Annotated in this window: 23 protein-coding genes; 14 read left to right on the top strand and 9 right to left on the bottom strand. The window is 49.2% G+C overall.

Annotated features, from left to right (window positions below; all coding sequences use genetic code 11):
* Window positions 1-102: 102 nt before the first annotated feature.
* The gene (locus tag H5336_RS08775; protein ID WP_185233371.1) at window positions 103-1,632 is read right to left on the bottom strand and encodes a tetratricopeptide repeat protein; all 1,530 of its coding nucleotides are present in this window, start codon (window positions 1,630-1,632) and stop codon (window positions 103-105) included.
* Window positions 1,619-3,064: a rhomboid family intramembrane serine protease gene (locus tag H5336_RS08770; RefSeq protein ID WP_185233369.1), complete on the bottom strand. Its 1,446-nt coding sequence runs from the start codon at window positions 3,062-3,064 to the stop codon at window positions 1,619-1,621. Before H5336_RS08770 ends, H5336_RS08775 begins: the two co-directional genes overlap by 14 nt.
* Before the next feature lie 148 nt (window positions 3,065-3,212).
* On the opposite strand from H5336_RS08770, the gene gcvT reads away from it, so the two are divergent.
* Both gcvT and gcvH read left to right on the top strand, forming a co-directional pair.
* The gene (gcvT, locus tag H5336_RS08765; protein WP_185233367.1) at window positions 3,213-4,313 is read left to right on the top strand and encodes a glycine cleavage system aminomethyltransferase GcvT; all 1,101 of its coding nucleotides are present in this window, start codon (window positions 3,213-3,215) and stop codon (window positions 4,311-4,313) included.
* Window positions 4,314-4,376: 63 nt separating this feature from the next.
* On the top strand, window positions 4,377-4,769 hold the full coding sequence (gene gcvH, locus H5336_RS08760; RefSeq protein WP_185233365.1) for a glycine cleavage system protein GcvH: 393 nt from the start codon (window positions 4,377-4,379) through the stop codon (window positions 4,767-4,769).
* Window positions 4,770-4,857: 88 nt separating this feature from the next.
* Here gcvH and H5336_RS08755 read toward each other — a convergent pair whose 3' ends face one another.
* The 6 genes from H5336_RS08755 to H5336_RS08730 form a co-directional block, all read right to left on the bottom strand.
* Window positions 4,858-5,283, bottom strand: coding sequence for a type 2 periplasmic-binding domain-containing protein (locus H5336_RS08755; protein ID WP_185233363.1), 426 nt, complete (start codon window positions 5,281-5,283; stop codon window positions 4,858-4,860).
* A gap of 11 nt (window positions 5,284-5,294) precedes the next feature.
* Window positions 5,295-6,452, bottom strand: a complete 1,158-nt coding sequence (locus H5336_RS08750; protein WP_185233361.1) for a porin — start codon at window positions 6,450-6,452, stop codon at window positions 5,295-5,297.
* Window positions 6,453-6,510: 58 nt separating this feature from the next.
* Window positions 6,511-8,028, bottom strand: coding sequence for a methyl-accepting chemotaxis protein (locus H5336_RS08745; RefSeq protein WP_313556700.1), 1,518 nt, complete (start codon window positions 8,026-8,028; stop codon window positions 6,511-6,513).
* A 256-nt stretch (window positions 8,029-8,284) separates the two neighbouring features.
* Window positions 8,285-9,157 carry an HDOD domain-containing protein gene (locus H5336_RS08740; RefSeq protein ID WP_185233357.1) on the bottom strand — a complete coding sequence of 291 codons (873 nt, stop codon included), beginning with the start codon at window positions 9,155-9,157 and terminating at the stop codon, window positions 8,285-8,287.
* 124 nt (window positions 9,158-9,281) lie between these two features.
* Entirely contained in the window at window positions 9,282-10,379 is a 1,098-nt protein-coding gene (locus H5336_RS08735; protein WP_185233356.1) for an imelysin family protein, read from the bottom strand.
* Between the two features lie 47 nt (window positions 10,380-10,426).
* On the bottom strand, window positions 10,427-11,080 hold the full coding sequence (locus H5336_RS08730; RefSeq protein ID WP_185233354.1) for a histidinol-phosphatase: 654 nt from the start codon (window positions 11,078-11,080) through the stop codon (window positions 10,427-10,429).
* A gap of 161 nt (window positions 11,081-11,241) precedes the next feature.
* On the opposite strand from H5336_RS08730, the gene H5336_RS08725 reads away from it, so the two are divergent.
* From H5336_RS08725 to H5336_RS08670, 12 genes are all read left to right on the top strand, one after another.
* Window positions 11,242-11,748: an RNA pyrophosphohydrolase gene (locus tag H5336_RS08725; RefSeq protein WP_185233352.1), complete on the top strand. Its 507-nt coding sequence runs from the start codon at window positions 11,242-11,244 to the stop codon at window positions 11,746-11,748.
* Window positions 11,742-14,003, top strand: a complete 2,262-nt coding sequence (gene ptsP / locus H5336_RS08720; protein WP_185233350.1) for a phosphoenolpyruvate--protein phosphotransferase — start codon at window positions 11,742-11,744, stop codon at window positions 14,001-14,003. Before H5336_RS08725 ends, ptsP begins: the two co-directional genes overlap by 7 nt.
* Before the next feature lie 95 nt (window positions 14,004-14,098).
* Window positions 14,099-14,953, top strand: a complete 855-nt coding sequence (gene lgt / locus H5336_RS08715; protein WP_185233348.1) for a prolipoprotein diacylglyceryl transferase — start codon at window positions 14,099-14,101, stop codon at window positions 14,951-14,953.
* Window positions 14,954-14,971: 18 nt separating this feature from the next.
* A complete protein-coding gene (locus tag H5336_RS08710) occupies window positions 14,972-15,805 on the top strand; it encodes a thymidylate synthase (protein ID WP_185233346.1) in 834 nt (277 codons plus the stop codon).
* Window positions 15,806-15,839: 34 nt separating this feature from the next.
* On the top strand, window positions 15,840-16,355 hold the full coding sequence (locus H5336_RS08705) for a dihydrofolate reductase (protein WP_185233344.1): 516 nt from the start codon (window positions 15,840-15,842) through the stop codon (window positions 16,353-16,355).
* Window positions 16,356-16,687: 332 nt separating this feature from the next.
* Window positions 16,688-17,473 (top strand): DUF3450 domain-containing protein, encoded by a 786-nt coding sequence (locus H5336_RS08700; protein ID WP_185233342.1) that lies wholly within the window; start codon window positions 16,688-16,690, stop codon window positions 17,471-17,473.
* Window positions 17,470-18,858 carry a MotA/TolQ/ExbB proton channel family protein gene (locus tag H5336_RS08695; protein ID WP_185233340.1) on the top strand — a complete coding sequence of 463 codons (1,389 nt, stop codon included), beginning with the start codon at window positions 17,470-17,472 and terminating at the stop codon, window positions 18,856-18,858. The genes H5336_RS08700 and H5336_RS08695 overlap by 4 nt, the downstream gene beginning before the upstream one ends.
* A 74-nt stretch (window positions 18,859-18,932) precedes the next feature.
* Entirely contained in the window at window positions 18,933-19,460 is a 528-nt protein-coding gene (locus H5336_RS08690; RefSeq protein WP_185233338.1) for a MotA/TolQ/ExbB proton channel family protein, read from the top strand.
* Between the two features lie 39 nt (window positions 19,461-19,499).
* The gene (locus H5336_RS08685; protein ID WP_185233336.1) at window positions 19,500-19,901 is read left to right on the top strand and encodes an ExbD/TolR family protein; all 402 of its coding nucleotides are present in this window, start codon (window positions 19,500-19,502) and stop codon (window positions 19,899-19,901) included.
* 7 nt (window positions 19,902-19,908) lie between these two features.
* A complete protein-coding gene (locus tag H5336_RS08680) occupies window positions 19,909-20,514 on the top strand; it encodes an energy transducer TonB (RefSeq protein ID WP_185233334.1) in 606 nt (201 codons plus the stop codon).
* 14 nt (window positions 20,515-20,528) lie between these two features.
* Window positions 20,529-21,896, top strand: a complete 1,368-nt coding sequence (locus H5336_RS08675; protein ID WP_185233332.1) for a tetratricopeptide repeat protein — start codon at window positions 20,529-20,531, stop codon at window positions 21,894-21,896.
* Window positions 21,897-22,590: 694 nt separating this feature from the next.
* A complete protein-coding gene (locus H5336_RS08670) occupies window positions 22,591-23,439 on the top strand; it encodes an HDOD domain-containing protein (protein ID WP_185233330.1) in 849 nt (282 codons plus the stop codon).
* 50 nt (window positions 23,440-23,489) lie between these two features.
* Here the strand turns inward: H5336_RS08670 and ilvD are convergent, their stop codons facing one another.
* Window positions 23,490-25,328 (bottom strand): dihydroxy-acid dehydratase, encoded by a 1,839-nt coding sequence (ilvD, locus tag H5336_RS08665; protein ID WP_185233328.1) that lies wholly within the window; start codon window positions 25,326-25,328, stop codon window positions 23,490-23,492.
* Window positions 25,329-25,334 lie beyond the last annotated feature (6 nt).

Genomic DNA, 25,334 nt, shown 5'->3' with positions numbered 1-25,334 from the left:
GCGGCTGTTGTACCACAGCCGCTTCTTTAGGGCACCTCTATTAATTGATTTTAGCTTCTGCCTGGCAAGCCTTATTGCGCCGTTGGCCGTTAGTAGAAGTGCCTATTTAAACTCAATTGGGGGTAACTCTTCGGGTTTTTCTTCGGCTAGGGCGGTTGGCTCGGCGGCGGGGCTAGCGATGTTTTGCGGTGGTGGTTCTATGGTGGAAACGTCTCGTACCGCAAATCGTTCTAATGCGGGTGCGGGTGCGGGTGCTTGTTCCGGTGCCTGTTCTGGGGTTTGCGGTTGTTTTTTCTTTTGTAGCTTTTGCGCTTGCGCCCGACACTTTTCGGCCTGCGGTTGCATGTGCAGGTCGTCGAATGCTTTTGCCATGGTGGTAAATACGCTGTCTAGTTCGGCAAATTGCGGATGCGCCTTGGCGATGCCGTTAAGTAATTTAACGGCGATTTTGGCTTCGCCTTTGGCTTGGTAGACTACCGCCAGTTGCAGGCGTACCTGTGGGTTTGAGGGGATTAGGTTGGGGTTTATTTGTCGGGCCTTGGTGTAGGCAACATTGAGTTTGTCGAACTCTCGGTTTTTGGTCAGTATGTTCAGGTAATGATTTAGACTGGTTTCGACAAGTGCGGGGCGTTTGGCATTAAATGAAAATTCGAAAAAATTTTGCGCAAGGGTGTTGTCGGCCGGAAATACTTTTATTCCTTTTTCAAAGAGTGTAACAACGGTTTCGTAGTTGCCTTCTTTTAGGTTTATATCAATTTTAGCGTTGAGAATGCTGAGGTCATCGCGTTGATCATCTAGGTTGTCGGCGCGTGCGGAGTAGCCTAGTTTGTCCTGATATTGGAACAGCATGTAACCCATAATGTGAAATACTACAATGGTGTAGTAGTTGGAAATAATCGATTGCAAGCTCATGCTAAGGAAAGAAAATCGGTCGCCTATGAGTTCGTTAATCACACTTACCGAACCTGTCATGATCATTATAAAGGCAATAAGAAGCCCGTAGGACAAGCCAATGGTGGTGATTAAGCGAAGAGCATTTAACGGGTTTAGGGCGTCGATAATATTTTCGGTTTGTGCGAATTGAATTAATACGGCAGGTAAGCTAATAACGAACAAGGTACCCAATATTCCCGCTACGGTAGGGCCTATAAAGACGGCCGCCAGTGTTAGGCTGCCACCGGCAATTATACTAATTAAAATAAGTTTCAATAATAGGCTTAAGCCGCCGGTGTAAGCATCACCCGCAGAGGGGGCGCTCATTTCTCCCGCCGCCGTTCGCTCCAAGCAGCGAAATGCATATTTGAATAACGCCCCCGTTAACGCGAGGTATACCAGTAGGGTAAATATCCACACCAGTGGAAATGCCGACAACAACGAGGTTACAACTGCGACGGTAATAATAACCGGTAGCGCCTCCCAGTTAAGGGGGTAGCGAAACGCCTCTTGAAGATGGCGCCAAAAAGGCTCCGCCGCAGCGCCGGTTCCTAGGCTGTCCATTTTTGATTCGCAGAAATGGCATAGTGTATTGCCGTGGCGGTCTTGATTGCCGGCGCATTGATCACAATGGCTAAGGGTACAGCGCGGGCACTCGTATGTGGCGGCTTGTAGAGGGTGGTATTTACAGTGCGCCATTGTGGCCCCCGCTTACAAACTGTTGAATAAAATTGTCGTATTTAGCTTGCTTTTTTTTGTAACCATTTTGAGCAAACGTTTGTGACAGTTTTTTCGCAAAAACAAAAAGCTCTTGGCTTTTGTTGCCGCGCTGTAAAAGCAAATCGAAAACTTGTTCTGCGGCTGCTGGGTTTTGCAGTGAGGCGAATTTCATGCCCAGGTTTACGGCGTACTCATCTTTTAGGTTGCCATGTAGTTCGGGGTGCTCCTGCCAAAGTGTTTGCAAGCGTTCTACTTCCTGAGTCGATAATTTGCCCAGTTGCCATAGGCGTAGCACGCTTTGGGCGAAACCCTTGCCTCGGTTAATTTTGAGTAGGTTGTAGCGAATTATCGCCAGCTCGAAAGTTTCACCGTGGTCTTTTATAGCCTGGTTAACACGTTTGTAGGTTTCGCCGAAATTGTATTTTTCGAGCGCTTTATAAATGTCTGCCAGCGCTAGCCTAGATTCATCTACTGTGCTCTGGTCGCTTTCAATGTAGGTTTCGTTTACCGTTTTTTTGTCAAGTAAGAGAGATAAACCGATTAGAATTCCCCCGGCAATAAACCCACCGGCATGGGCGAGGAAGGCAACGTTGGAGTCGGGGTTGGTGTAATAGCTAAAGAGTTCTTTACCGACATAAACGGGCAATATTACCAACGCGGGTGCGCGAAAATAGCCGACAAAAAAGAAGATCCAATAAAAAAATTCAATTTTTCGTAGCCGAAATACCGCCAGGTACATAGCCATAACCCCGGATATAGCGCCCGATGCGCCCACCAGTGGGGTGGTGCTAGTCCAGTCGCGCATTACTTGGGCCATACCGGCAGCCACACCGCATACGAGGTAAAACAGCAGGAAACGCCAGTGACCTATGGCGGCTTCTACGGCGAAACCACAGATAACCAGAAAAAACATGTTACCCAGCAGGTGCATGACGCCGCCGTGCAGGAACTGGGAGGTAAACAGTGCGGATATTTTGAAGTCGCTGGCGATTAGGCCGTGGGCGATCCAGCTAATTTCATTAAATGCGGCTTGTATTTGTGGCCGCTCGTACTGCCAATCTTCATAAAAGTCTCGCCTGAAGGTGGTTCCGGCGGCGGTGGTTAGGTGTTGGTAAAACCCTGGGTTCTGCAGTATGGCCATGGCCAGTGGTTGATGTTCGCCAGCGGTGTAGAGTTCGGCTAATTCGCTGGCTCTGGTTGCACCTTCGTGGTCTGCAATGTATTGCTCAAACAGCGGCCATTCCTGTGGCAGGTAGTCGGTTTCGAGGTAGGTGCCAACCGCCGTGTAGAGTTTTTCGGTATCACCACTTTGATAAAAAACGAAGACCATTACGTTCAGTAATACGATTGAGAACAATACCACTGGCGCATGGCGCCAGTCGAATTGCTTTTCTGTGGGTACAACTATCATAAAGTCCTTCTTTTCTTAGCCGTTGGTGCCATTTTAGCCATCAATATGTGTGGATGAAAATGGCTACACTAACAAAATCATTCATTAAGCCAAAATGATTGATCTAAAACGGGTAAAATGAGGCAAAATTTTTTGAGGTTACAGCGTGATGCTAAAAGAAACATCTCTGGTAAATGTGCACCGACAGATGAGTGGCAAGCTGGTCGACTTTGGTGGTTGGAATATGCCGGTAAATTACGGCTCTCAAATCGAAGAGCACACGGCGGTGCGGGAAGCGGCGGGCATGTTTGATGTTTCCCATATGACCATCGTCGATGTTGAAGGCGGCGGGGCTAAGTCGTTTTTACAGTATTTGTTGGCCAACGATGTAGGCAAGTTGCAGCAGCCGGGTAAGGCACTTTATACGGCCATGCTCAACCCTGAGGGCGGAGTTATCGATGACTTAATCGTCTACCTGATGAGCTTCGGTTATCGCCTAGTGGTGAATTGCGCTACCCGCGAGAAAGATCTCGCTTGGTTGGCGCAGCATTCGGCTGCGTTCGAGGTAAGCATTTGTGAGCGCCACGAGCTGGCGATGATAGCTGTTCAGGGCCCGCAAGCTCGTGAGCGTGTACATGGCCTTTTGGAGCCTGCCTTAATAGAGGGGCTTGGGCTTTTTCAGGGCGCTTTTCTGGCTGAGCCGGGCCGTGCTGAATGGTTTGTGGCGCGCACGGGGTATACCGGTGAAGAGGGTTATGAAATTATGCTGCCCAATTCAGATGCCCCCGCCTTCTGGCAGGCGTTGGCGGATGTGGGGGTGAAGCCCTGCGGCCTTGGCGCGCGCGATACTCTTAGGTTGGAAGCCGGTATGAACCTTTACGGTCATGAAATGGATGAGCAAACTTCGCCGTTGGTTGCCAATATGGGTTGGACAGTGGCATGGCCGCCAGAGAGCCGCAATTTTATTGGCCGTGAAAAGCTGGAGCAAGAGAAGGCTACCGGTGTGCGGGCAAAGTTAGTGGGCCTGTTATTACACGGCAAAGGTGTGCTGCGTGAAGGGCAGGTGGTTACTGGAGAGGATGAGCATGGCGTAAAGCTTCAGGGTATTGTTACCAGCGGTACTTTTTCGCCCACCCTAGGCCACTCTATTGCTTTGGCGCGTGTGCCCATGAATTTTAGCGAGAATGCTGTTGTGGAGGTGCGCAAGCGAGCGCTTGCGGTTACGGTGGTGAAGCCGTGTTTTGTACGTAATGGCCGTAAGGTTGTTTAATCGCTTTCTATTAGCCTGTAAAATGGCGGCCATTAAATCTAGAGCTTAGTGAAGGAAACCAGCATGAGTGAAATTCGATCCGAGTTGAAATATATGGCCAGCCACGAGTGGGCGCGGGTTGAGGAGGATGGCACGGTGGTCATCGGTATTACCGACCACGCCCAGGAAGAGTTGGGCGATGTGGTATTTGTAGAGGCGCCCGAGGTGGGTACTCAGGTGAATGCGGGTGAAGAGGCAGGGGTTGTTGAGTCTGTTAAGGCGGCCTCCGATATTTATTCTCCAGTAACAGGTGAAGTTGTTGCGGTTAATGAAGCTTTGGAAGATGCGCCGGAAACGGTTAACGAGTCACCTTATGATGAAGGCTGGTTTTTTAAGGTGAAGCCTTCCGAGGTGTCTGAATTGGATACTGCGCTAGATGCAGATGGCTACAAAGAGTCGATTGAAGCCGACGACTGATTAGGTTTGGTTTCACGAGTAAAAAAGGTTGTGATATCTACCATCACAACCTTTTTTTGCGCAGATTAATTGCGGTTCATATTACGCTTTAAAACGAAAATACAACCTTCACACTGTCATCTACTTGGGTGGCGTCGATGTATCCAATAATGTTGGGGTTGTTGGCCACTAGGGCTTTTATTTCTGCGTCGTTCTCCACTTCTTTAGGGGGCGTTCCCTTGCCGGTAAATACCAGCTTTGACCAGTAGGCTTTAATCTGACTGGAGGACTTCCCTAGAACATTCTGGTCGAACCCAGCGCGTGTTGCATCGCCATCTTTTTGATTGATTGGCACGGCTGTTCCACCACTAGGGAAGGATTTCGTTTTACCTAAAAATATTTTTTTTACCGTATCTTTATCCAGTGCGGAGGCATTTGAAGGGTGGATAATAACGGCAGTGTCCGCTATTACTGTGGCAGCGCAAAAGAGCACTGGAATAAAAAGCAAACGGAGAGCAATTTTTACTATTGTCATTTTAGTTCTCCTTAAAAAACGGTTACGACGGCGAAGCGCAGAAGATTGTCGGTATCGTCGGTTAGCTTATTGGTTTGGTATTTGTAATCCAATTTAAATGCTGCCGAGCCATGGAAATCCCAGCGTACGCCCAGTATGTAATATTCCGCTTCATTGGTAGCGCTGTTGATCAATTCTGAGGTGACTGCAACTAACCCATCCAAACCTGGATCTATTCCTAGAGGTACATCGTCGAGGAACGAGTCATCTATAGGTGTTTCATCGTCTTTACCGAAGGTAAAGTGCGGCATTACGTTGCCAAAGCGATAGCCTACGGAGGTGTACCAGGCGCTGCGGGTGTCGGAGAGGGGAACTCCAGTTAGGCTGAGCTCAGTATACTCGGCATTGATCAGCCAGTTTTCGTAGTCTACGGTAAAACCTAGGTCGAGAAACGAGCCGCTATTATCGTCGTCGGAAGTAGAGATAATGGGCACAAACTGATCGAAACCAGCTTCAGCCCAGCCAGCCGCAAGTGCTTCCATTTGCTGAATATGCAGTTTCAGTCTATCCGCTTCAGAATAGCCAAAACGCAGTGAGAGCCACTCCCAGTTAAGATTCCAGGCCGCTGATATTTGCGCACCTACTTCGGTGAGCGCTTCTTCGCCTTGCACGTTAATAGTATTTTCGTGTGCTCCATACACAAAGTGCAGTGTAGATTCGAACGGGCCTAGCTCGTTGGTAATTACGGCTCCCACACCGTTGGTGGTATCGAACGGTAAGTTGTACACGCTTTCGGGTGGTGTGATCCAATGGTAGGCGTAACTTACATCCAGATAATCGGAATAGTTGTAGTAGGGGGCGCGTTGGCGACCGAGTAAAATTTTAATGTTGTCTGATGCTTCGTAACCGATATAGGCCCACTCAAACTTTGCGTTCCAATTTTCGCTGCCTTTAGAAATTATCTGCGCTGTGGCAGTGAGTTTATCGCCTAGATCTGCCTTAATTTGTATGCCGAGTAACGAATTTTCGGTAAAACTAAGATAGTTATCATAGCCATCAAGACTCTCCTCATCGGAAAATGTCATACCTCCGGCCATGGTGGCGAATCCGTTCATATTTAAATCTGCGTAAGATGAAGCACATAAGCTTCCCGCTAGACAGACAAAGGCCAGTCGACGGTGTTTCTTCATGATTGATCAACCTCATACTTGGTTACTTGTTTAAAAGCTTTGTGAATTGTTTAAAAACTTACACCCGGAATTGCCGAGTGATGTGCTCCAAATTCGAAGCCAAAGAATTCAATTTCTCGCTTACATCTTGCAGGCGAATAGCGGAGTTTGAGGTGTTTTCTGTTTGCTCTTGTATGCGTTCGGCTTCACCGACCAGCTGATTGGAAATATTTTGTTGTTCATCGGTGGCGCTGGCGATTTGTTCGTTCATAGCATTAATGGTATTTACGGTGTCGGTAATGGCCTGCAGGCTTACGCCGGCTAAGTTGGCTTCTGTAACCGATTTTTCTACGGCGACGGTGCTCTCTTCCATGGTGCCAACGGCGGCGGTAGAAGCCGTATGTAGTTGTGCGAGAATGGTGTTTATTTCTTCGGTGGATTCTTGGGTGCGTGAGGCGAGGCCTCGAACTTCGTCAGCTACTACAGCAAAACCTCGACCTTGTTCGCCTGCTCGTGCCGCTTCGATAGCCGCGTTGAGGGCAAGAAGGTTGGTTTGCTCGGCAATGCCTTTGATGACCGCGAGCACTACATTCACACTGGTGGTGTCTTCTTTTAGTTTTGCAATAACGTTGGAGGCTTCGCCGATACTGTTGGACAAATGCTGAATGCTCTTAACGGTATCACCAACAATTGTTTGGCCTTTGCTGGCTTCTTCATCGGCGATACGTGCCGCCGAAGCCGCTTCGGCGGCGTTCTGTGCGATGGTGGCAACATTGTGGCTCATGAGCTCAATATTGTTTTTAGATTCACTGACGCTGTCGTTTTGTTTGACTAGGGTTTGCCGCATGTCGCTGGATAAGCTGTTAACGTCGGTTGATAGGTTTGCCAGTGGCGGTGCCGTTTCGACGATTTTCTGCATAACCGATTGCAGCTTGTCCATAAAAGAGTTGAACCATTTTACCAACTCGCCAATTTCATCGTGATTGCGTGTTTTTAGGCGAATGGTTAAGTCACCGTTGTCCTCGGCGATGGTTTTAAGGCTATGAATCAGCCGGTCGATGCTGTTTTTTATCATGCTGCTAATCACAACGCCGATAATGATGAGCACCAGGCTGATACTTACCCCAAGAATGGCACCGATGGAAAACATGCTTTGAGCTTGAGATTCGAAGTTTAGAAACGCCTGATCAAAAGTTTCGGAACGCGCCTGGTAAAACTGCTGCAGAAGATTTTGCAACTGTTGTAGTGAGTCGGTCATTTTTTTACTGCGTTCGCCCACCGCGGAAAAATTGATTGAGCCGTCAATCATGCCTTCGGAGATACCGTAGGCAGCGGAAAAATAGTTGTCGAATACCGTTTGAATGTTGTTTAGTTCGCTGTCAAGGGAGGGTTCTATGGCACGTGATTTATTAATGTCGCCAGTAAAGTCGGTGGAAAACTTTTTGACGGAGTCAAGCACCTCCATTTCGGCTGAAGAAACCGCATAAGCGAGAGCCTCCTGAATATCGTTCACCCTTCCTATATTTGCTTCGGTCATACGCAGAAGGGGGTATTGTTTGTCGCGTGCGCCCTCAAGAATTTCTAGCGAGTTGTTCACCAGGTAAATGCTGACAAACAAATAGGTAAAAAACCCCAGCGCACCGACTATAGGAATTAGGAGTATTTTTGTTCGTATTGATAAATGGCGAAGCATATTGAGCAACGGGGTACCCTCGGTTTTTCCTTTGTTGTTACGGCTGTTGTTGTTATAGCTGTTTAAAAAGGCACAACAATTTAATTGAGTCTAGGTTACGCAAGCGTAAAAGCAATTGGGCGGCCAGACTGAGAGGAAAAAATAATTGATAGGGGCGCCCTCAATAGTAGTTTTTGACGCCAAGGCCAAGCTCGGTAATTTGCGCTTCGAGGTTGGCGTACTCGTATTCGCTAATGCCGGTATAAATGAGCACGGTATCGACAATGCGTTCCCATTCGTGATCCACTTGCTGCTGGCCGAGAATTTTGTAATTACCGCAGATGTGTTCGGCCATTTTGATAATGGCCAACAGCGTTTTTTTACGGCTGTTGGCTTTGTCATCGGCGAATGTTTTCATAATCCCGTGGTGTTCATGGATGGCTTCGCAGAGGTGCGCCGGGAGGTTCCATGATTTACCAACGTAATAACCGACTACGGCGTGGTTGGTACTGATAAGCTCGTTTTCGACTTCCGTAATATCTTTTTCTGTGGCGGCGTAGGCTTGTACTAAAACGTCTTGATAGTGATCAAAGCGAGACATTAGTAGTGGGATACCGCAGTTATGGAAGAGCCCCAGGGTATAGACCTCTTCGGAATTGGGCACGCCAATTTGTTTGGCGATAAATGACGCCGTGAGGGCTATATCCATGGCGGAATCCCAGAAACGGCCCATGGCAATAATGTCGTCATCGGAAAGCGCACCCTTGATAGACAGCGCGTTCATCAGGTTTATCACGCTGTTTGCACCGAGCAGGTTTACCGCCTGAGAAATGGAGGTAATGGTATTCGAGTGCTTGTACAAAGGTGAGTTGACGGTTTTTAGAATACTGCCGGAAAGCCCGACATCCTGGCTGATTAAGCGTGCGATTTCGGTAATGCTGTAGTCGGGCTTGCACTGCTCCATTTGTAGATCAACCAGCACCTGAGGTTGCGGTGGAATGGCGATTCCCTGAAGGATTTTTAAGATTTGTTCCTGGGTGAGTTCTGTGGACATGCGTAACCTGTGGATCGAATCAGCGTGCGGGGTTTCACTGTTTCAGTCTAGCTGGTGATTAGCGGCTTGCCTCAGAAGTTGGCGTGAAATGTGGGTTTTGCTGTTGCGGTTTAGCTGTTGCGGTTTAGCTGTTGTGGTTTAGGTAGGTGTCCATGGCCATTTTTAACGCACGGTAGCCCTGTTGTAGGGTGTCGGGTGCTCTTTCGGTGGCGCTCAATTGTGCGTGTGCCGATTGAAGATTGTCTTTGATGGTTTTACGTGAGTCGGGCTCTAGCCAGGGGTAGGCGGCCTGCAGTGATGCGATACTGATGGCCAGTAGTGCCGGATCAATTCTATTTGCCGCCTTTCCATCTTCGCTGGGGGATGAGGCCGACGCCGTTTGCAGCAGAAGCTTGGTGAGTGAACGTTCAAAAGTTTTGCGAACGGTTAATCGGCGTGCGCTGTCGGGCAGGGTTTGCCAGCGCGGAAAAACGGCCGTGGCTTTTTGACTTTGCCATTCTTCAATCAAGGTATTAACGCCGTCAATTAGCAGTGTGCTCTGCAATTGCAGTAGTTCTCGCCTGCGATTGTTGGGCGTTTCTTCTATTGATTTAAAGCCTCGTTGCTTTTGTTCCAGCGTTAATGTTGATGTTTTTTTGTAGTCGTCAATGGGCCTTGCACCCTTCTCGCCAAAGAGCATGAACTCGATGGCGTAGAGACCGAGCACAACATCTTCGGGGTCGGTCATACCGTGTTGGTTTATCAGGTTTTCGGCATTCAGGGTCACGCTAATGTCGTGTACTAGACCAGAATAGGGGTAGGGGCCAAAGTAATCGAGGTAGCCGGGTTGAATGGGGTGGGCGGCTATTGCGAAGTTTGCCCTGGCTATGGGTGCGAAAATTTCAGGCTCAGTTACGCCGAACTGGGTAAAAAAATAAAACTTTTGGTATACCTCTTCTGAGGCGCGCCATGATGAGCGAGCGGCGACAAGGCTCTCTTCTGTGGGGTTGGCAATCAGCTCAGCTATGGCTGCGTGCAGCGCTTGGTCGCTTGTGCGAATGTCGCCTAGTGCGTTAAGGCCTAATAGCCAGAGCTGTTTACTGGCGTCTTCGGCTTCTCTGTAGTGGGCGCTCACCGGCTCTGGTTTTACGGCGCTGGGGGCGTCGGGCTTTTGGCTGTCACATCCTGCGAGCATAGCCAGTAGGGCGGTTATTAGCAGGGCGAGGTGTATTCGCTGTTCCATAGAAATATCTCAAATATGTCCTGAATGCCCGTGTGGCTGCCAATGTGTTAGCGCAGGCTGATGATTGGCCAGCCACGTTTTATGGCTGTTTGCCTCAGACGTGAGTCTGGGTCAACGGCGACGGGGTGATCAACCACCTCCAGTAATGGTAGGTCGTTGGCCGAGTCGCTATAGAACCAGCTGCCGTCGAGAGAGGCGCATTGCTGCTCTAGCCAACTGTTTAACCGTGTCACTTTGCCGTGCTGGAAACAGGGTATACCGGCGGGTTCTCCGGTGTAGCGGTTGCCAACAATTTCACCTTCACTGGCGAGAATCTCGCTGATACCCAGCGCTTGCACTATAGGTTCTGTTACAAATCGGTTGGTAGCGGTAATAACCAGTATTCTATCGCCTTTCTCACGATGTTCCGTGATTAAAGCCTCGGCTTTGGGCAGCAGCATGGGTTTTATTACGCGCTCGAAGAAGCGTTGATGCAATTGCCCCAGTTCGGCCATGCTGAAACGGGTTAGCGGCGCGAGGGCAAAGCGCAGATAGGCGTGGATGTCTAAAGTACCATTCTCGTAGTCGCTGTAGAACTTATCGTTGGCGGTTTTAAATGCTTCGCCGTCCACTATGCCTTCGGCGATGATGAATTCTCCCCAGGCGTGATCGCTGTCGCCCGCAATCAGCGTATTGTCCAAGTCAAATATTGCTAAACTCAAGGGGGTGCTCCGAATAAATCGAGTGGGTGCGGCGGGAAGGGCAATTTAAGGTGAATGAGGCGCCACGGAACCAGAGATGCCTTAAATGCCTCTTTGTGAAACAATAGGCCGCGATTATAACAACAAAATTCACACCAGATTTTCTAAAAGGGAGGTTTCCTGTGATCGATAGCGATGGCTTTCGCGCAAATGTTGGCATTGTGCTGGCAAACGGCAGTGGTAATGTTTTATGGGCGCGGCGTGTCGGCGGTCAGGATGCCTGGCAGTTCCCTCAGGGTGGGATAAAAGCAAGTGAATCTCCCGAGCAAGCCCTATACCGCGAACTGCAAGAAGAGGTGGGGCTAGTTGCTTCCGACGTCGACATTGTGGCCGTCACTCAGGGTTGGCTGCGTTATCGGCTACCGCAACGTTTGGTTCGTCAGAAAGAGCCCTTGTGTGTAGGCCAAAAACAGAAGTGGTTTCTATTAAAACTCAATTCACCCGAGAGTGCGGTGGTACTCAATACTGGTGGCCCCCCCGAATTTGATGACTGGCGTTGGGCTAGCTATTGGTATCCGTTGTCTAAAGTGGTGACGTTTAAGCGCGAAGTTTATCGCCGCGCCCTCAAAGAGCTGGCTCCGGCGCATAATCGCTTGATTCAGAGTGCCCAGGAGACCGCTGCATGCTGAATTCGCTGCGCAGTATTGTTCAGGAGGTCAATGGCGCCGCAGACTTACAGTCTGTTCTGGACATTATTGTCAGTCGTGTTCGCGATGCAATGAGCACGGAAGTGTGTTCAGTTTACCTGCGCCAGCAGGTCAGCCGTAATTTTGTATTGATGGCTACCGAGGGCCTGCATAAAGATGCGATAGGGCAGGTTAAGCTGGAATTGAATGAGGGCCTTGTCGGTTATGTGGCAGTGAGAGAGGAGCCGCTAAACCTCGACGACGCCGAATCGCATCCCAAATTTCAATATTTTCCCGAGACGGGCGAAGAGCGCTTCAGTTCATTTTTGGGTGTACCCATTATCCACCAGCGCCAAATCCTTGGTGTTTTGGTTATTCAGCAGCGCGCAAGACGCAAATTCGATGAAGGCGAAGAAGCTTTTCTGGTCACCATGTCGGCACAGTTGGCGGGGGTGATTGCCCATGCCGAGGCAACGGGTGTGCTGCGCACCATTGGGCAAAAAACAGAAGCGCGGTTTATGGGTGTGGCGGGCGCCCCTGGGGTGGCTATTGGCAAGTGTGTGGTGGTGTCGCCTGTTGCCGACTTAAATTCGGTGCCCTACCAAACGTGCGACGCTATTGAGGAAGAGCTGGTGTTTTTCCAGCAGGGCTTGTCTGCGGTACGAGAGGATATTAAGCGTCTTGCGTCCGAGCTGGAAGATCGTCTAAATAAGGAAGAGCGCGTGCTCTTTGATGCCTATATCGGCATGCTCGACGATACGGCGTTGGGCGGAGAAGTTATAGAGCGTATTAAAAGCGGGTTGGCAGCGCCCTATGCCTGGAGCGAAGTGATTCAGGAGCATGTCAAAATTTTCTCCAGTATGCACGACCCCTACCTTCGCGAGCGGGCTTCCGATGTGCGCGATTTGGGCAGTAGGGTGCTGGCCAATCTGCAGGAGTCATCGCAGAAAGAATTGATCTACCCCGATAAAACTATTCTGGTGGGCGAAGACCTTACGGCGTCGATGCTGGCGGAAGTGCCTTCAGGCAAGTTGGCGGGCATTGTCTCCATACGCGGTTCCAGTAATTCACACATTGCTATTTTGGCCCGGTCAATTGGCATTCCAACGGTTATGGGGGCCGTGGACTTACCTTTTACGCGGTTAGACGGGCGAGAGCTAATTGTTGATGGTTACCGTGGCAGCGTATACAGCGACCCCAGTGAAGAGCTGTTACAGCAGTACAGGGCGATTGCAGAAGAGGATGTTCAGCTCACCGCCGGGTTGAATGTACTTAAAGATTTACCCTGTGAAACCATAGATCACCACCGCGTTGCACTGTGGGTTAATACCGGGCTTATCGCCGATGCGATGATTTCCTTGGAGCGTGGTGCAGAGGGCGTGGGGCTGTACCGAACCGAAATCCCTTTTATGCTGCGCGACCGTTTTCCCAGTGAGGAGGAGCAGCGTCAAACCTATCGCGACCAGTTGGCGGCCTTCGCTCCCCATACGGTTACCATGCGTACACTGGATGTTGGCGGAGATAAATCACTGCCCTACTTCCCGATAGAGGAGGAAAACCCGTTTTTGGGTTGGCGTGGTATCCGCGTAACGCTTGATCACCCCGAAATATTTTTGGTACAAATTCGAGCCATGCTCAAGGCCAGTGAAGGTCTGGGCAATTTGCGTATTATGTTGCCGATGGTGAGCAATATCAGCGAACTGGAAATCGCACAAATGCTGTTGTACCGCGCTTTTGATGAGCTGCTTGAGGAGGGCCACAATATTGAAATGCCGCCTTTGGGGGTGATGATCGAAGTGCCCGGTGCGGTTTATCAGGTGCGGGATTTTGCTGCGCGGGTCGATTTTCTGTCGGTCGGTAGTAACGACCTTACCCAGTACTTGCTAGCGGTAGACCGCAATAACCCTCGGGTTGCCGACCTTTATCATTCGATGCACCCCGCCGTGCTGCGAGCATTGCAGCAAATAGTGAAGGACTCCCATAGCCAGGGAGTGCCGGTGAGTATTTGCGGTGAGCTAGCGGGTGAGCCCGGTGCCGCTATGTTGCTAATGGCAATGGGCTACGATGTGTTGTCGATGAGTGCCACCAACCTGCTTAAAGTGAAATCGGTGATTCGTAGCGTAACCCTGCAGCAGGCCGAGGATCTGCTAGAAGAGGTTATGCAGCTACCCGATACCGAGTCTATTCACCGTTGTCTCGATGCCACCTTCCGGCGTACTCAGCTTACCCGTATTGTTCGCCCGATTGGCGCGGAATAATTCCCACCTTGTTTGCTGTCGCAAATTTACTTGCACGTCTGGTATGATCTGCCCGCCCACCCGCCACGCTATTCAAAAATTTAAGTGACGACTACATGCTGACCTATCCCGAAATTGATCCTGTAGCGATATCGCTCGGTACACACACTGTTTTTGGCAAAACATTCTCCCTTCCCGATGTTCATTGGTACGGGTTGATGTATTTATTTGGCTTTGCCGCCGCCTGGGGGCTGGGTATGTACCGCGCCGGGAAACCCCATACGCCGCTGCAGCGCGGGCAAGTGGAAGATATGATTTTCTATGGTGCCGTTGGTTTGGTGGTGGGCGCCCGTATCGGTTATGTGTTCTTTTATAATTTCGGCGCGTTTCTTGAAGACCCCATTTGGCTTTTCCGGGTATGGGAAGGCGGCATGTCGTTTCACGGCGGTGCATTGGGCGTACTTGCAGCGATGCTGCTCTACGCGCGAAAAATACAGGTGAACTTTCTCGACCTAATGGATTTTCTCGTACCTCTGGCGCCCCTGGGGCTGTGTTTTGGCCGTTTAGGTAACTTTATTGGCCAAGAATTGTGGGGCCGTGAAACCACGGCAGACATCGGTATGGTTTTCCCGAAGGATCCAGAGCAATTGGTACGGCACGCCTCGCAGCTGTATCAGGCGGCTTTGGAAGGCGCAGTACTGTTCGTTATTGTGTTCTGGTTCTCGCGCAAACCACGCCCGCGGGCGGCCGTAGGCGCGCTGTTTCTTATTATGTACGGTGTGTTCCGTTTCTTTATTGAATTTTACCGTGAGCCGGATGCGCATATTGGCTTCGATTTATTCGGCTTTTTCTCCCGAGGCCAGCTTTTAACCTTCCCAATGATCGTAATGGGAGCGTTAATCATGTTTTGGGCATACCGCCGCGAAGCGCGGGCGGGTGCCGCGGGCAAAGTAAATGTCAAAAGCAAATAACAGGTAAGAGGTTGTTTTGTGCAGCAATATCTCGATTTGATGAGGCACGTGCGCGACAGCGGCGTGCGCAAAGAAGATAGAACCGGTACTGGCACTGTGAGTGTCTTTGGTTATCAGATGCGTTTTGACCTCGCCGAGGGCTTTCCGCTGGTGACGACAAAAAAATGCCATTTGAAGTCAATCATTCACGAGTTGCTGTGGTTTTTAAAGGGTGAAACCAATACCCGCTACCTGAATGAAAACGGGGTGAAAATTTGGGATGCTTGGGCGACAGATGAGGGTGAGCTCGGCCCGGTATACGGTGCTCAGTGGCGTTCGTGGCCTGCCACAGACGGCGGAGCTATTGATCAAATAGCTGAGCTGCTGCAGATGATTAAAAATAAGCCGGATTCTCGGCGTTTGATTGTTTCGGCTTGGAACCCAGCGCTACTGCCTGACGAAGGTGTTTCTCCACAGCAAAACGCAAGCAATGGCAAACAGGCGCTACCGCCCTGCCATACGCTCTTCCAGTTCTATGTGCTGGATGGAAAGCTATCGTGTCAGCTTTACCAGCGCAGTGCCGATATATTCTTGGGGGTGCCTTTTAATATTGCATCCTACGCGCTGTTGACCATGATGATTGCACAGGTGTGTAATTTGGAGCCTGGCGAATTTGTGCACACTTTTGGCGATGCACACCTGTACCTTAATCATTTGGAACAAGTGGAAACGCAGCTGCAGCGCAAGCCATTGCCGCTGCCCAAAATGATGATTAACCCCAAGGTCAAGGATCTGTTCGATTTTCGCTTTGAAGATTTTGAATTGCAGGGTTATGAGGCTCATGCTCATATTGCTGCCCCTATTTCCGTTTAAAAAACCATAAATCGATGTCGTGTGTGAGAAAAACATGAATTCAATTGATCTAGCTATAGTGGTAGCTGTCGCTGAAAATGGCACAATTGGCCGCGATAATGAATTGCCCTGGTATTTGCCGGAAGATTTAAAGCACTTCAAGCGCATCACCCTCGGTCATCCGGTGGTGATGGGGCGGAATACCTATGATTCGATAGGGAAACCGCTACCGGGTCGTGCCAATATTGTTGTTACCCGAAACCCCGATTGGGTGAGGGAAGGCGTATTGGTCGCCCATTCGCTGGAAGAAGCTATTGAAATCGGCCGAAAAGAAGCCGAGGGCGCAGGGGTGAGCACTGTGATGGTGATAGGTGGAGCTGAGTTTTACCGCCAAACATTGCCGTGTGCACACAGACTGTACCTGACAGAAGTTCATGCAGAAGTCCTGGGGGATGCCTATTTCCCAGAGTTCGATAGAAGTGAATGGCAGGAGCTGAAACGAGAGAATTTCCAGCGAGATGAGCGAAATCCTTTCGATTATTCCTTTATTACACTCGAACGTCGTCAGTAGTTGCTAGAATAACGGGTATCCTTGTGTATTGAGGCTATACGGAATTCAACAAGTAGCTGTCTAGCGAGCAAATTCTGTACTTGTGTTACCGAAGTGTTACCTGTTTCGGGTGGTTACAGTTTTTGGTGTTACCTTTCGTTATGGATTGTTGGTCCGAATTTGTGCGTTTTTTTTTGTGTTTGTATGTTTAGGAGTGGTCTTATTAAAATGCGCAACTTTGATGATCACCAAGTATCTAACCTTTTTATTTAAAACTTTCTGGATAAAAGCATTTTTTGTATGTTTAATCCGGTCGCAATCTTTTTACCGTACGTACCCGAGATGAGGGAATTATGAAGAAGCAGCGAATCAAAGCTGTGGCACTAACCACAGTTCTTTCTGCTGGAGCGCTCCTGGTTGGCGTAGCCCATGCAGATAAAACCCTAGATTCGATCATGCAAGTTAGTCAAAGTAAGACTACTGCTGGTCAGCAATCTCAGAAACGCATCGACAAACTTCAGTCAGACACTTCCAGTCTGTTACAGAAGTTCAAGGTGGTTAACAAAGAAATCGATGGCTTGCGTGTTTATAACACTCAGCTGGAGAAACAGTTGGCTAACCAACGTAAGGTGATTGACGACCTGGAAAACTCCATTGACCAAGTGACAGTCATCGAACGTCAAATTCAGCCCTTAATCCTGCGCATGCTGGACGGTCTGGAGCAGTTTGTCGATCTGGACGTGCCTTTCCACCAGGAAGAGCGCCGTATGCGCGTAGCGAAGCTCCGTGCTAACCAGGACCGTGCTGATATCTCTGTTGCAGAGAAGTTTCGCCAAGTATTGGAAGCCTACAACATCGAAGCTGAATACGGACGTAAAGTGGACACCTATGTTGATTCGCTCAACGTCGGTGGTCAGGAGCGTCAGGTAAACATGCTGGCTATTGGCCGTATTGCGCTAATGTATCAAACCACTGATACCAAACTCTCAGGCGCTTGGGACAAAACACAGCAGGCATTTGTTGAACTGGAAGCGGGTGAATACCGCGCCTCAATTCTTAAGGGTATCCGTATTGCGAAGAAGCAAGCTGCTATCGACGTATTAGAGTTGCCGATTCTGGCTCCGGAGGCAGCACGATGAAAATGAACTTTAAACAAACTCTTTTAGCTTTTACCGCTGCTGGTGCCTTAGTGCTTTCGGGCAGTGTGTATGCTCAGAAAGACAAAGCGGCTTCTCTCGAAGAGTTGCTGCAAATGGTTAAGAGCTCTAAGATCTCCGAAACTAAAGAGCATCGCCAGCGCGAAACTCAGTTCAAGAAGCAGAAGAGCAATCAGGCTAACCTGCTGAAGCAAGCAGAAGCGACTAAGGTTTCTGAAGAAAAACGTTCCGAGCGACTGGAAAATCAATACAAAGAACAGGAAGTACTGGTTCAGGCCAAGCGCCTCCAGTTAGATGAGCGTCTGGGTTCTTTGAAAGAGCTCTTCGGTCACCTCACTTCTACTGCTGGCGACCTGCGTGCAGCTATCGATACGTCTATCGTTTCGGCTCAAATGCCAAACCGTACTGACTTTGTTAACGAACTCATCGAGAAGATGAACAGCGAAACTAAGTTGCCATCGATTGAAGAAATTGAGCGCCTGTGGTTCGAACTTCAGCGTGAAACAACTGAATCGGGTAAGGTCGTTAGTTTTACGGCTACAGTTGCTGACCCTGCTGGTGGTAAGAGCGAGCGAGAAGTTGTGCGTGTGGGTAACTACAACCTCGTTTCAGATGGTAAATATCTGACTTACGATGAGGGTAGTGGTAGCTTGAACGAGCTGCCTCGCCAGCCAAGTAGCAAGCGACAAGCTGCTGCAGCAAGCCTACAAAGTGCAACTGGCACTAGTGGCTTCACCAAAGTCGGTGTCGATCCAACTGGCCCGTCTGGTGGTACTTTGATGTCTGCTCTTATTAACACCCCGTCTATCCCAGAGCGCTGGCATCAGGGTCGACTGGTCGGTTATATCATTAGTGGTGTTGGTGCGTTTGCATTGCTGCTTGCGTTGTTCCGCTTCTTTGCATTGAGTGGCCTCAGCTCTAAAGTTAATCGCCAGCTGAAGACTGACACACCTAACGACAACAACCCTCTGGGTCGTGTGTTGAAAGTGAATGCCGACAACCCGAAAGCCGATACCGAAACACTGGAACTGAAGCTGGAAGAAGCTATTTTGAGAGAGATTCCACCTATCGAGTCTGGTCTCAATATACTGAAAATCATCTCTATGGTTGCTCCGCTGTTGGGTCTATTGGGTACGGTTACCGGTATGATTGTTACCTTCCAGGCTATTACCATATACGGTGCTGGTGATCCTAAGGCGATGGCCGGCGGTATTTCTGGTGCACTGGTAACCACTGTACTCGGTCTGGTTGTTGCTATTCCAACTGTACTGCTACATACCTTCCTTAACGGTAAGGCCAAGCGCATTATTCATGTTCTTGAAGAAGAAAGTGCTGGTCTGATTGCCGAAAAGTCAGAGCGTAAGTAATCAACCTAAGTTACGGCGGTGATGTGAGTTACTCAGTCACCGCCTAAATACTGATTTATATTGAGGAGATAGACATGCTGGCATTGATGGAAGCGTTAGCAGCCATTAAAGCCTTTGTGGCGTCGGGTGGTCCCATACTGTATTGGATTGCCATACTGGCGTTCGCCATGTGGACTTTAATCTTCGAACGTCTCTGGTTTTACAAAGGTTCTTTAAACAAAATGAAGAGCTTTACTATTGATACCTGGGAAGCGCGCCCCGAGCGCAATTCCTGGAATTCACGTCAGATTCGTACTGCATTGATTTCACGCGCATCAGCTAAAATTAACCAGAACCTCGATGTTCTCGGTACCATGGTTTCCCTTTGTCCTCTGTTGGGGCTGTTGGGTACGGTAACGGGTATGATCGAAGTGTTTAACGTACTTGCCGTAACCGGTGGTGGTGATGCCAAATCTATGGCATCGGGTGTATCCCAAGCAACCATCCCAACTATGGCAGGCATGGTGGCAGCACTGTCCGGTGTATTCGGGACAACTCTGGTTAATCGTATCGCAGAGCGTGAGAATCATTTGCTCGAAGACCAATTGACGATGGACCACTAAGGTAGCATCACATTTTTGGCCTGATTTAAGAGAGAAGCCATGAGCAGGAAAAAGAAAGCAGAAGAGGAAACGGGGGCGATTGATTTAACCCCTATGCTCGACGTGGTATTTATCATGTTGATCTTCTTCATCGTAACTGCGTCATTTATTAAAGAGCCCGGTATTCAGGTGAATCGTCCGGACGCAACTACCGCCCTGATTAAGAAGAACGCCAACATCCTGGTGGCGATCAATGCTGATAATGAAATCTGGATCAATAAAAACGAAATTGATCCGCGTCAGGTGAAAACCCAGATTCAGCTCTTGTTGGCGGAAAACCCTAAAGGTGCCGTTGTGATCCAGGCAGACAGCGACTCCAACATCAAGACACTCACAGAAGTTGCCCAGAGGGCTCGCGAAGCTGGCGTGGCCGATGTGTCAATTTCCGCGGAGAACAAGTAGGTTTCCTATGAGCATAGCAAGATTATTATCATCACTGGCTCCGGCGGCACTTGTCACTCTTGGTTTGTTGCTGTTGATGCACTTCCTGATTCTTCGCAACATGACGGAGCGGCAAGAAACAACGGAATTCAAGATTCCAGAAATCGTAATGCCCGATCGTGAAATTTCCACTGAATACGATACGCGCAAGCCAGACAAGCCCGACGAGCCGGAAGAACCACCACCCGACTTACCTGAGCCTGAGTATGAAACACCCGATATCGAGGCTGAGATTTCTTTTGCTCCGCAGATCGATACAGGTATTCAAATTGCGGGTATTGGGGGATTCTCTAGTGACGGTGACTACCTGCCAATCGTAAAGGTTGCACCTAAGTACCCTGCACGAGCGGCTAATCGAGGTTTGGAAGGCTACTGTACTGTGCAGTATACGGTAACGGTTACCGGTGAAACTCGCGACATTACCGTTGTGGATTGCCCGCAAAGCGTCTTTGCCAGTTCTTCCGTTAAGGCGGCAAAGAAATTTAAATATAAGCCCAAAGTCATCGACGGCGAGCCTATTGAAGTACCGGGTGTACGCAATAAGTTCACTTTCCAGATGCAACAAGACCAGTAATGGGGGAGAGCACAATGAAATTACAATTTGCCAACTCCATAAATAAGTTTGGAGGCGTATTACTGCTGAGTCTGGCTGCCGCTTTTGTAATGCCGGTTGCTGTTGATAAAGCATTTGAATCGGTAGGTTTTGACAGCCAGCTGGTTGAAGATGCCAATGCACAAAGCAAAAGAGCCAAGCGCAAGTTGCCGGGTATCAGTGAATCATTCTTTAAAAAGCTCGGTAAAATTTCCGACTTGGCTTCTCCTCCAGAAGAGGAAAAAAGGAAGCCAGATTTTCAAGGCGCTATTAAAGCACTGAAGAAAATGGAGAAGGATTGCGGTGCTGATAAGTGTAACGAGTACGAGAAGGCTCAGATCTATAACTACTTTGGTTGGATCTACTACTCGGTTGAGGACTACAACAACTCAATTAAATATTACGAGCTTGTTGTTAATCAGGCACCCCATATTCCTTGGGGTCTTGAACTTCAGGTTATGTATACCTTGGTTCAGCTTGAGTTTTCTCAGGAACGTTACAGCAATGCGTTAAAGCGACTTGACCAGTGGATGAAGTTATCTGAAACCATCGGTGCAGACGTTTATAACCTTCGCGCCAGTATCTGCTATCAAATGGACGACAAAAACTGTGCATTGAAGTCCATTAAGACCGCAGTGAAAATGGTTGAGGATAAAGGGAAAGTCGCAAAAGAGGCGTGGTACAGCCTAGAGCGTGCACTCTACCTAGAAAAAGAAGATTACAAATCTTCCTTACCGGTTTTGGTGAAGCTTGTACGCCACTACCCTAAGCACTCGTACTACCAGCAAATGGGTAGTGTTTACGGGATGTTGGAAAAAGAGAAAAGCCAGCTCGCTATTCTCGACTCTACCTACATCATGGGTGGCTTGGCTAAGGAGCAGCAGTTACTGAACCTTTCTTACTTAATGATTCAGAGCGACTACCCTTACCGCGCAGCCAAAATCCTCGATAAAGGCATTAAAGGTAAGGTCATCAAGCGTAGCGAGAAGAACCTCGAAACTCTGGCGAAAGCCTGGGGCATGTCTCAGGAAAAGAAAAAAGCGATTCCTTATATGACAGAAGCTGCAAAGCTTTCCAAAAAAGGAGACCTTTACGGTGTGCTGATGGGGCTTTACCTTGATGTCGATGACAGTAAGAGTGCGATTAAGGCCGGTAGAGACGCGATTAAAAAGGGCGAGCTTAAGCGCCCTGGTGAAATTAATTTGAATATCGGTATTGCGTATTTCGAGCTTAAAAACTTCGACGATTCTATTAAGTACCTAAAGAAAGCCGCAAAGTACGAAAAAACTCAACGATTTGCTTTACGCTGGATAAAACACGTAGAGCGTGAACAGGCAAGAGCAGAGCAGTTAGCTGCAAGCTAATCGTTAGTTGTTTTCAATCGCAAAAAGGGGCTAATAAGCCCCTTTTTTTATGTACAGGATGTACGTATGCCGCGGGCGCATGGATGCGCAAGAGCGGCGATGACAGGATGTACGTATGCCGCGGGCGCATGGGCAGCTCCATTGCATCCATGCAAACGCTGCATTAGTGCGTCCATGCACGTCATGCGCAAGAGCGGCGATGACAGGATGTACGTATGCCGCGGGCGCATGAGCAGCTCCATTGCATCCATGCAAACGCTGCATTAGTGCGTCCATGCACGTCATGCGCAAGAGCGGCGATGACAGGATGTACGTATGCCGCGGGCGCATGGGCAGCTCCATTGCATCCATGCAAACGCTGCATTAGTGCGTCCATGCACGTCATGGCAAGAGCGGCGATGACAGGATGTACGGCAAAAATTGTGTCCTCGGTAATTGCTCCTGAATTACGCCAATTTGCTGCACTCATGTTTCAATGTATTTTCTGTATTTTCATCTTTTACTGCCCGCAAAAGTTCCAATCACTCGCTGTAATCCTATGTGCGTGGGCCGTTAAACTGAATGAGTTCATTTAAAGCTTCATTATCGGTCGTACCACTAGCGACTGGATCGGCGGTAGATTAGGTTTCTAGGGCTGCCCTTGAGTGCCGAAAACCCAACTAGACTGTAAGTATCTGTGTTTCGGCTACTATCCATGCATGAGTCTTACAGCGTATATAAATCTCTGGTACAGAAGGTCATGCTCGACCCCGAGCAGTTGCCCTCGCTGCCAGCTGTTACGCTGAATATTCGCACTGCGTTAAACGATGAGCGGGTTACCAGTGAGCGCCTTGCGGTCATATGTTCCAAAGACCCGGCATTTAGTGCGCTGTTAATGGCTACCGTTTCTAGCCCTCTGTATGCGCAGTCTTCACCACCGACCACCCTTGCGGCGGTTATCTCTTTGCTAGGGCTGCCGCGGGTTTCTAGTCTTGCAATGGCGCATTCGGTAAAAAGTTTGTTTATTCTTCGCAGCGCCAATGTCACTAAAATGTATCAGCAAATATGGCAGCGGTTAATGATAAAATCCGGTGTTAGTAGTTTTCTTTCGTTAAAAATAAAAAAAGGTGTGCCGGAACAGGTGATGCTGGCGGCTTTGCTAAGCGAAGTGGGTACGTTGGGAATTTTAAGTGCGCTTAAGGAAGGACGTGAATTCCCAGACAGCAAAACTTTTTATCAGCTGTGTAGAGAATACAGTAAAGGATTTGGCGCAATTCTTTTGAGTAAATGGGAAATAGAACGTGAATTTATTGATGTATTGAAATTTTGTGGTCGCTGGAAAAATACGTCGGCGGGTGAGTTGAATACTTTGGACTTGGTTAATCTTGGTTTGTATGCCACGGTAAAACTCATTAACCCGAGGAATAATTTACCACCGATAACTGAAATTCCTTCCTACAAAAAATTAACGCCGCCGTTTAATGCATTAAATGAACAGGGTTCACTTTGTATTGTGAGCGACCATCTGGACGAAATTGAATCGATTAAAAAGGTGTTGGCGTAAAAAACCCGGCATGTGCTTGTGCCGGGTTTTTAGTGCGAGATTTTTACGGTTTACTCGGGTAGTTTTGACAGGTCCCGAACCGCACCCATGTCGGCACTGGTTGCCAGCAATGCGTAGGCTCTGAGCGCTGCAGACACTTTCCGTGGGCGTTTTACGGCGGGTTTCCAGCCCTTTGCGTCACGATCGTTACGGCGTGCCGCTAACACTTCTTCGCTGAGCTTCACGTCAATTGTGCGGTTGGGTATATCGATATGAATCAGGTCACCGTTTTCAATTAAACCGATTGCGCCACCGGCGGCCGCTTCGGGTGATACATGCCCTATAGATAGCCCGGAGGTGCCGCCGGAAAAGCGGCCATCGGTAAGCAGTGCGCAGGATTTACCTAAGCCTTTGGATTTTATGTAGGAGGTTGGATAAAGCATTTCCTGCATACCTGGGCCGCCCTTGGGGCCTTCGTAGCGCACAATAACCACATCGCCTTCCTTCACTTTGCCGTCGAGAATATTTTGTACGGCTTCGTCTTGGGACTCGGTGATATGCGCTGGGCCTTCAAAGACCAGAATAGACTCGTCTACACCGGCGGTTTTCACTACGCAGCCTTTTTCAGCAATATTGCCAAACAAAACCGCAAGGCCGCCTTCGTTGCTAAATGCATGTTTTAAATCGCGAATACAACCGTCGGCTCTGTCGCCGTCTAGTGTTGGCCAGCGAGTGCTTTGGCTAAACGCAGTTTGAGTTGGAATACCTGCGGGGCCAGCAGAGTAAAATTTATTCACTTTGGCGTCATTTGTAGATTTAATATCCCACGTTGCTATGGCTTCGCCTAGGGTTTTTGCATGTACTGTGGGTACGCTCGTGTCGAGTAATTCGGCACGCATCAATTCGCCTAGAATCGCCATTATGCCACCGGCACGGTGCACGTCTTCTACGTGATATTTCGGTGTGTTCGGCGCTACTTTGCAGAGCTGAGGAATTACCCGGCTCTGGCGATCGATATCGTGTAAATCGAAATCGACTTCGGCTTCCTGGGCAATGGCCAACAGGTGGAGAATGGTGTTGGTTGAGCCGCCCATGGCAATGTCGAGGGCTATCGCATTTTCGAAGGCGGCTTTACTGCCAATGCTGCGCGGTAGTACGTCGGTATTGTCGTTTTCGTAGTAGTCGCGGGTGATTTCCACAATTAATTCACCGGCGCGTTCGAACAATTGCCTGCGGTCGGCGTGAGTAGCCAGCATGGTGCCATTACCGGGGAGGCTGAGGCCGAGTACCTCGGTTAAGCAGTTCATGGAGTTGGCGGTAAACATACCGGAACAGGACCCACAGGTTGGGCAGGCGCTGCGTTCTATTTCGGCTACGGTTTCGTCCGAAGCGCTGTCATCGGCAGCGATTACCATAGCGTCGACTAGATCGAGACCGTGTTCAGAGAGTTTGGTTTTACCGGCTTCCATTGGGCCGCCAGAAACAAATACCACGGGAATGTTTAAGCGCATGGCCGCCATTAGCATGCCCGGTGTGATTTTGTCGCAATTGGATATACACACCATGGCGTCGGCGCAATGGGCGTTGACCATGTACTCTACGGAATCGGCAATGATGTCACGGCTGGGTAGGCTGTAGAGCATACCGTCGTGGCCCATGGCAATACCGTCGTCTACGGCAATAGTATTGAACTCTTTGGCGACACCACCGGCTTTTTCAATTTGCCGAGCAACCAGTTGGCCCATATCTTTTAAATGGACATGGCCTGGTACAAATTGGGTAAAGGAATTAACCACGGCAATTATGGGCTTTTGAAAGTCGTCGTCTTTCATGCCCGTTGCGCGCCAGAGTGCGCGGGCGCCGGCCATATTACGGCCTTCAGTTGTGGTTTTGGAGCGATATTGCGGCATGTTACT

This window comes from Teredinibacter franksiae (genome assembly GCF_014218805.1).
Taxonomy (GTDB): Bacteria; Pseudomonadota; Gammaproteobacteria; order Pseudomonadales; family Cellvibrionaceae; genus Teredinibacter; species Teredinibacter franksiae.
Note: the sequence above shows the minus strand (reverse complement) of the source record. Positions and strands in the feature narration are given on the sequence as shown.

What these genes read in the sequence shown, in the direction of transcription:
- ptsP (WP_185233350.1), top strand. Translation starts at nt 11,742, where the DNA reads ATGCTGAATTCGCTGCGCAGTATTGTTCAGGAGGTCAATGGCGCCGCA.
- lgt (WP_185233348.1), top strand. Translation starts at nt 14,099, where the DNA reads ATGCTGACCTATCCCGAAATTGATCCTGTAGCGATATCGCTCGGTACA.
- ilvD (WP_185233328.1), bottom strand. Translation starts at nt 25,328, where the DNA reads ATGCCGCAATATCGCTCCAAAACCACAACTGAAGGCCGTAATATGGCC.
- H5336_RS08735 (WP_185233356.1), bottom strand. Translation starts at nt 10,379, where the DNA reads ATGGAACAGCGAATACACCTCGCCCTGCTAATAACCGCCCTACTGGCT.
- H5336_RS08755 (WP_185233363.1), bottom strand. Translation starts at nt 5,283, where the DNA reads ATGACAATAGTAAAAATTGCTCTCCGTTTGCTTTTTATTCCAGTGCTC.
- H5336_RS08700 (WP_185233342.1), top strand. Translation starts at nt 16,688, where the DNA reads ATGAAGAAGCAGCGAATCAAAGCTGTGGCACTAACCACAGTTCTTTCT.
- H5336_RS08695 (WP_185233340.1), top strand. Translation starts at nt 17,470, where the DNA reads ATGAAAATGAACTTTAAACAAACTCTTTTAGCTTTTACCGCTGCTGGT.
- H5336_RS08705 (WP_185233344.1), top strand. Translation starts at nt 15,840, where the DNA reads ATGAATTCAATTGATCTAGCTATAGTGGTAGCTGTCGCTGAAAATGGC.
- H5336_RS08775 (WP_185233371.1), bottom strand. Translation starts at nt 1,632, where the DNA reads ATGGCGCACTGTAAATACCACCCTCTACAAGCCGCCACATACGAGTGC.
- H5336_RS08690 (WP_185233338.1), top strand. Translation starts at nt 18,933, where the DNA reads ATGCTGGCATTGATGGAAGCGTTAGCAGCCATTAAAGCCTTTGTGGCG.
- gcvH (WP_185233365.1), top strand. Translation starts at nt 4,377, where the DNA reads ATGAGTGAAATTCGATCCGAGTTGAAATATATGGCCAGCCACGAGTGG.
- H5336_RS08675 (WP_185233332.1), top strand. Translation starts at nt 20,529, where the DNA reads ATGAAATTACAATTTGCCAACTCCATAAATAAGTTTGGAGGCGTATTA.
- H5336_RS08740 (WP_185233357.1), bottom strand. Translation starts at nt 9,157, where the DNA reads ATGTCCACAGAACTCACCCAGGAACAAATCTTAAAAATCCTTCAGGGA.
- H5336_RS08680 (WP_185233334.1), top strand. Translation starts at nt 19,909, where the DNA reads ATGAGCATAGCAAGATTATTATCATCACTGGCTCCGGCGGCACTTGTC.
- H5336_RS08750 (WP_185233361.1), bottom strand. Translation starts at nt 6,452, where the DNA reads ATGAAGAAACACCGTCGACTGGCCTTTGTCTGTCTAGCGGGAAGCTTA.
- H5336_RS08685 (WP_185233336.1), top strand. Translation starts at nt 19,500, where the DNA reads ATGAGCAGGAAAAAGAAAGCAGAAGAGGAAACGGGGGCGATTGATTTA.
- gcvT (WP_185233367.1), top strand. Translation starts at nt 3,213, where the DNA reads ATGCTAAAAGAAACATCTCTGGTAAATGTGCACCGACAGATGAGTGGC.
- H5336_RS08770 (WP_185233369.1), bottom strand. Translation starts at nt 3,064, where the DNA reads ATGATAGTTGTACCCACAGAAAAGCAATTCGACTGGCGCCATGCGCCA.
- H5336_RS08670 (WP_185233330.1), top strand. Translation starts at nt 22,591, where the DNA reads ATGCATGAGTCTTACAGCGTATATAAATCTCTGGTACAGAAGGTCATG.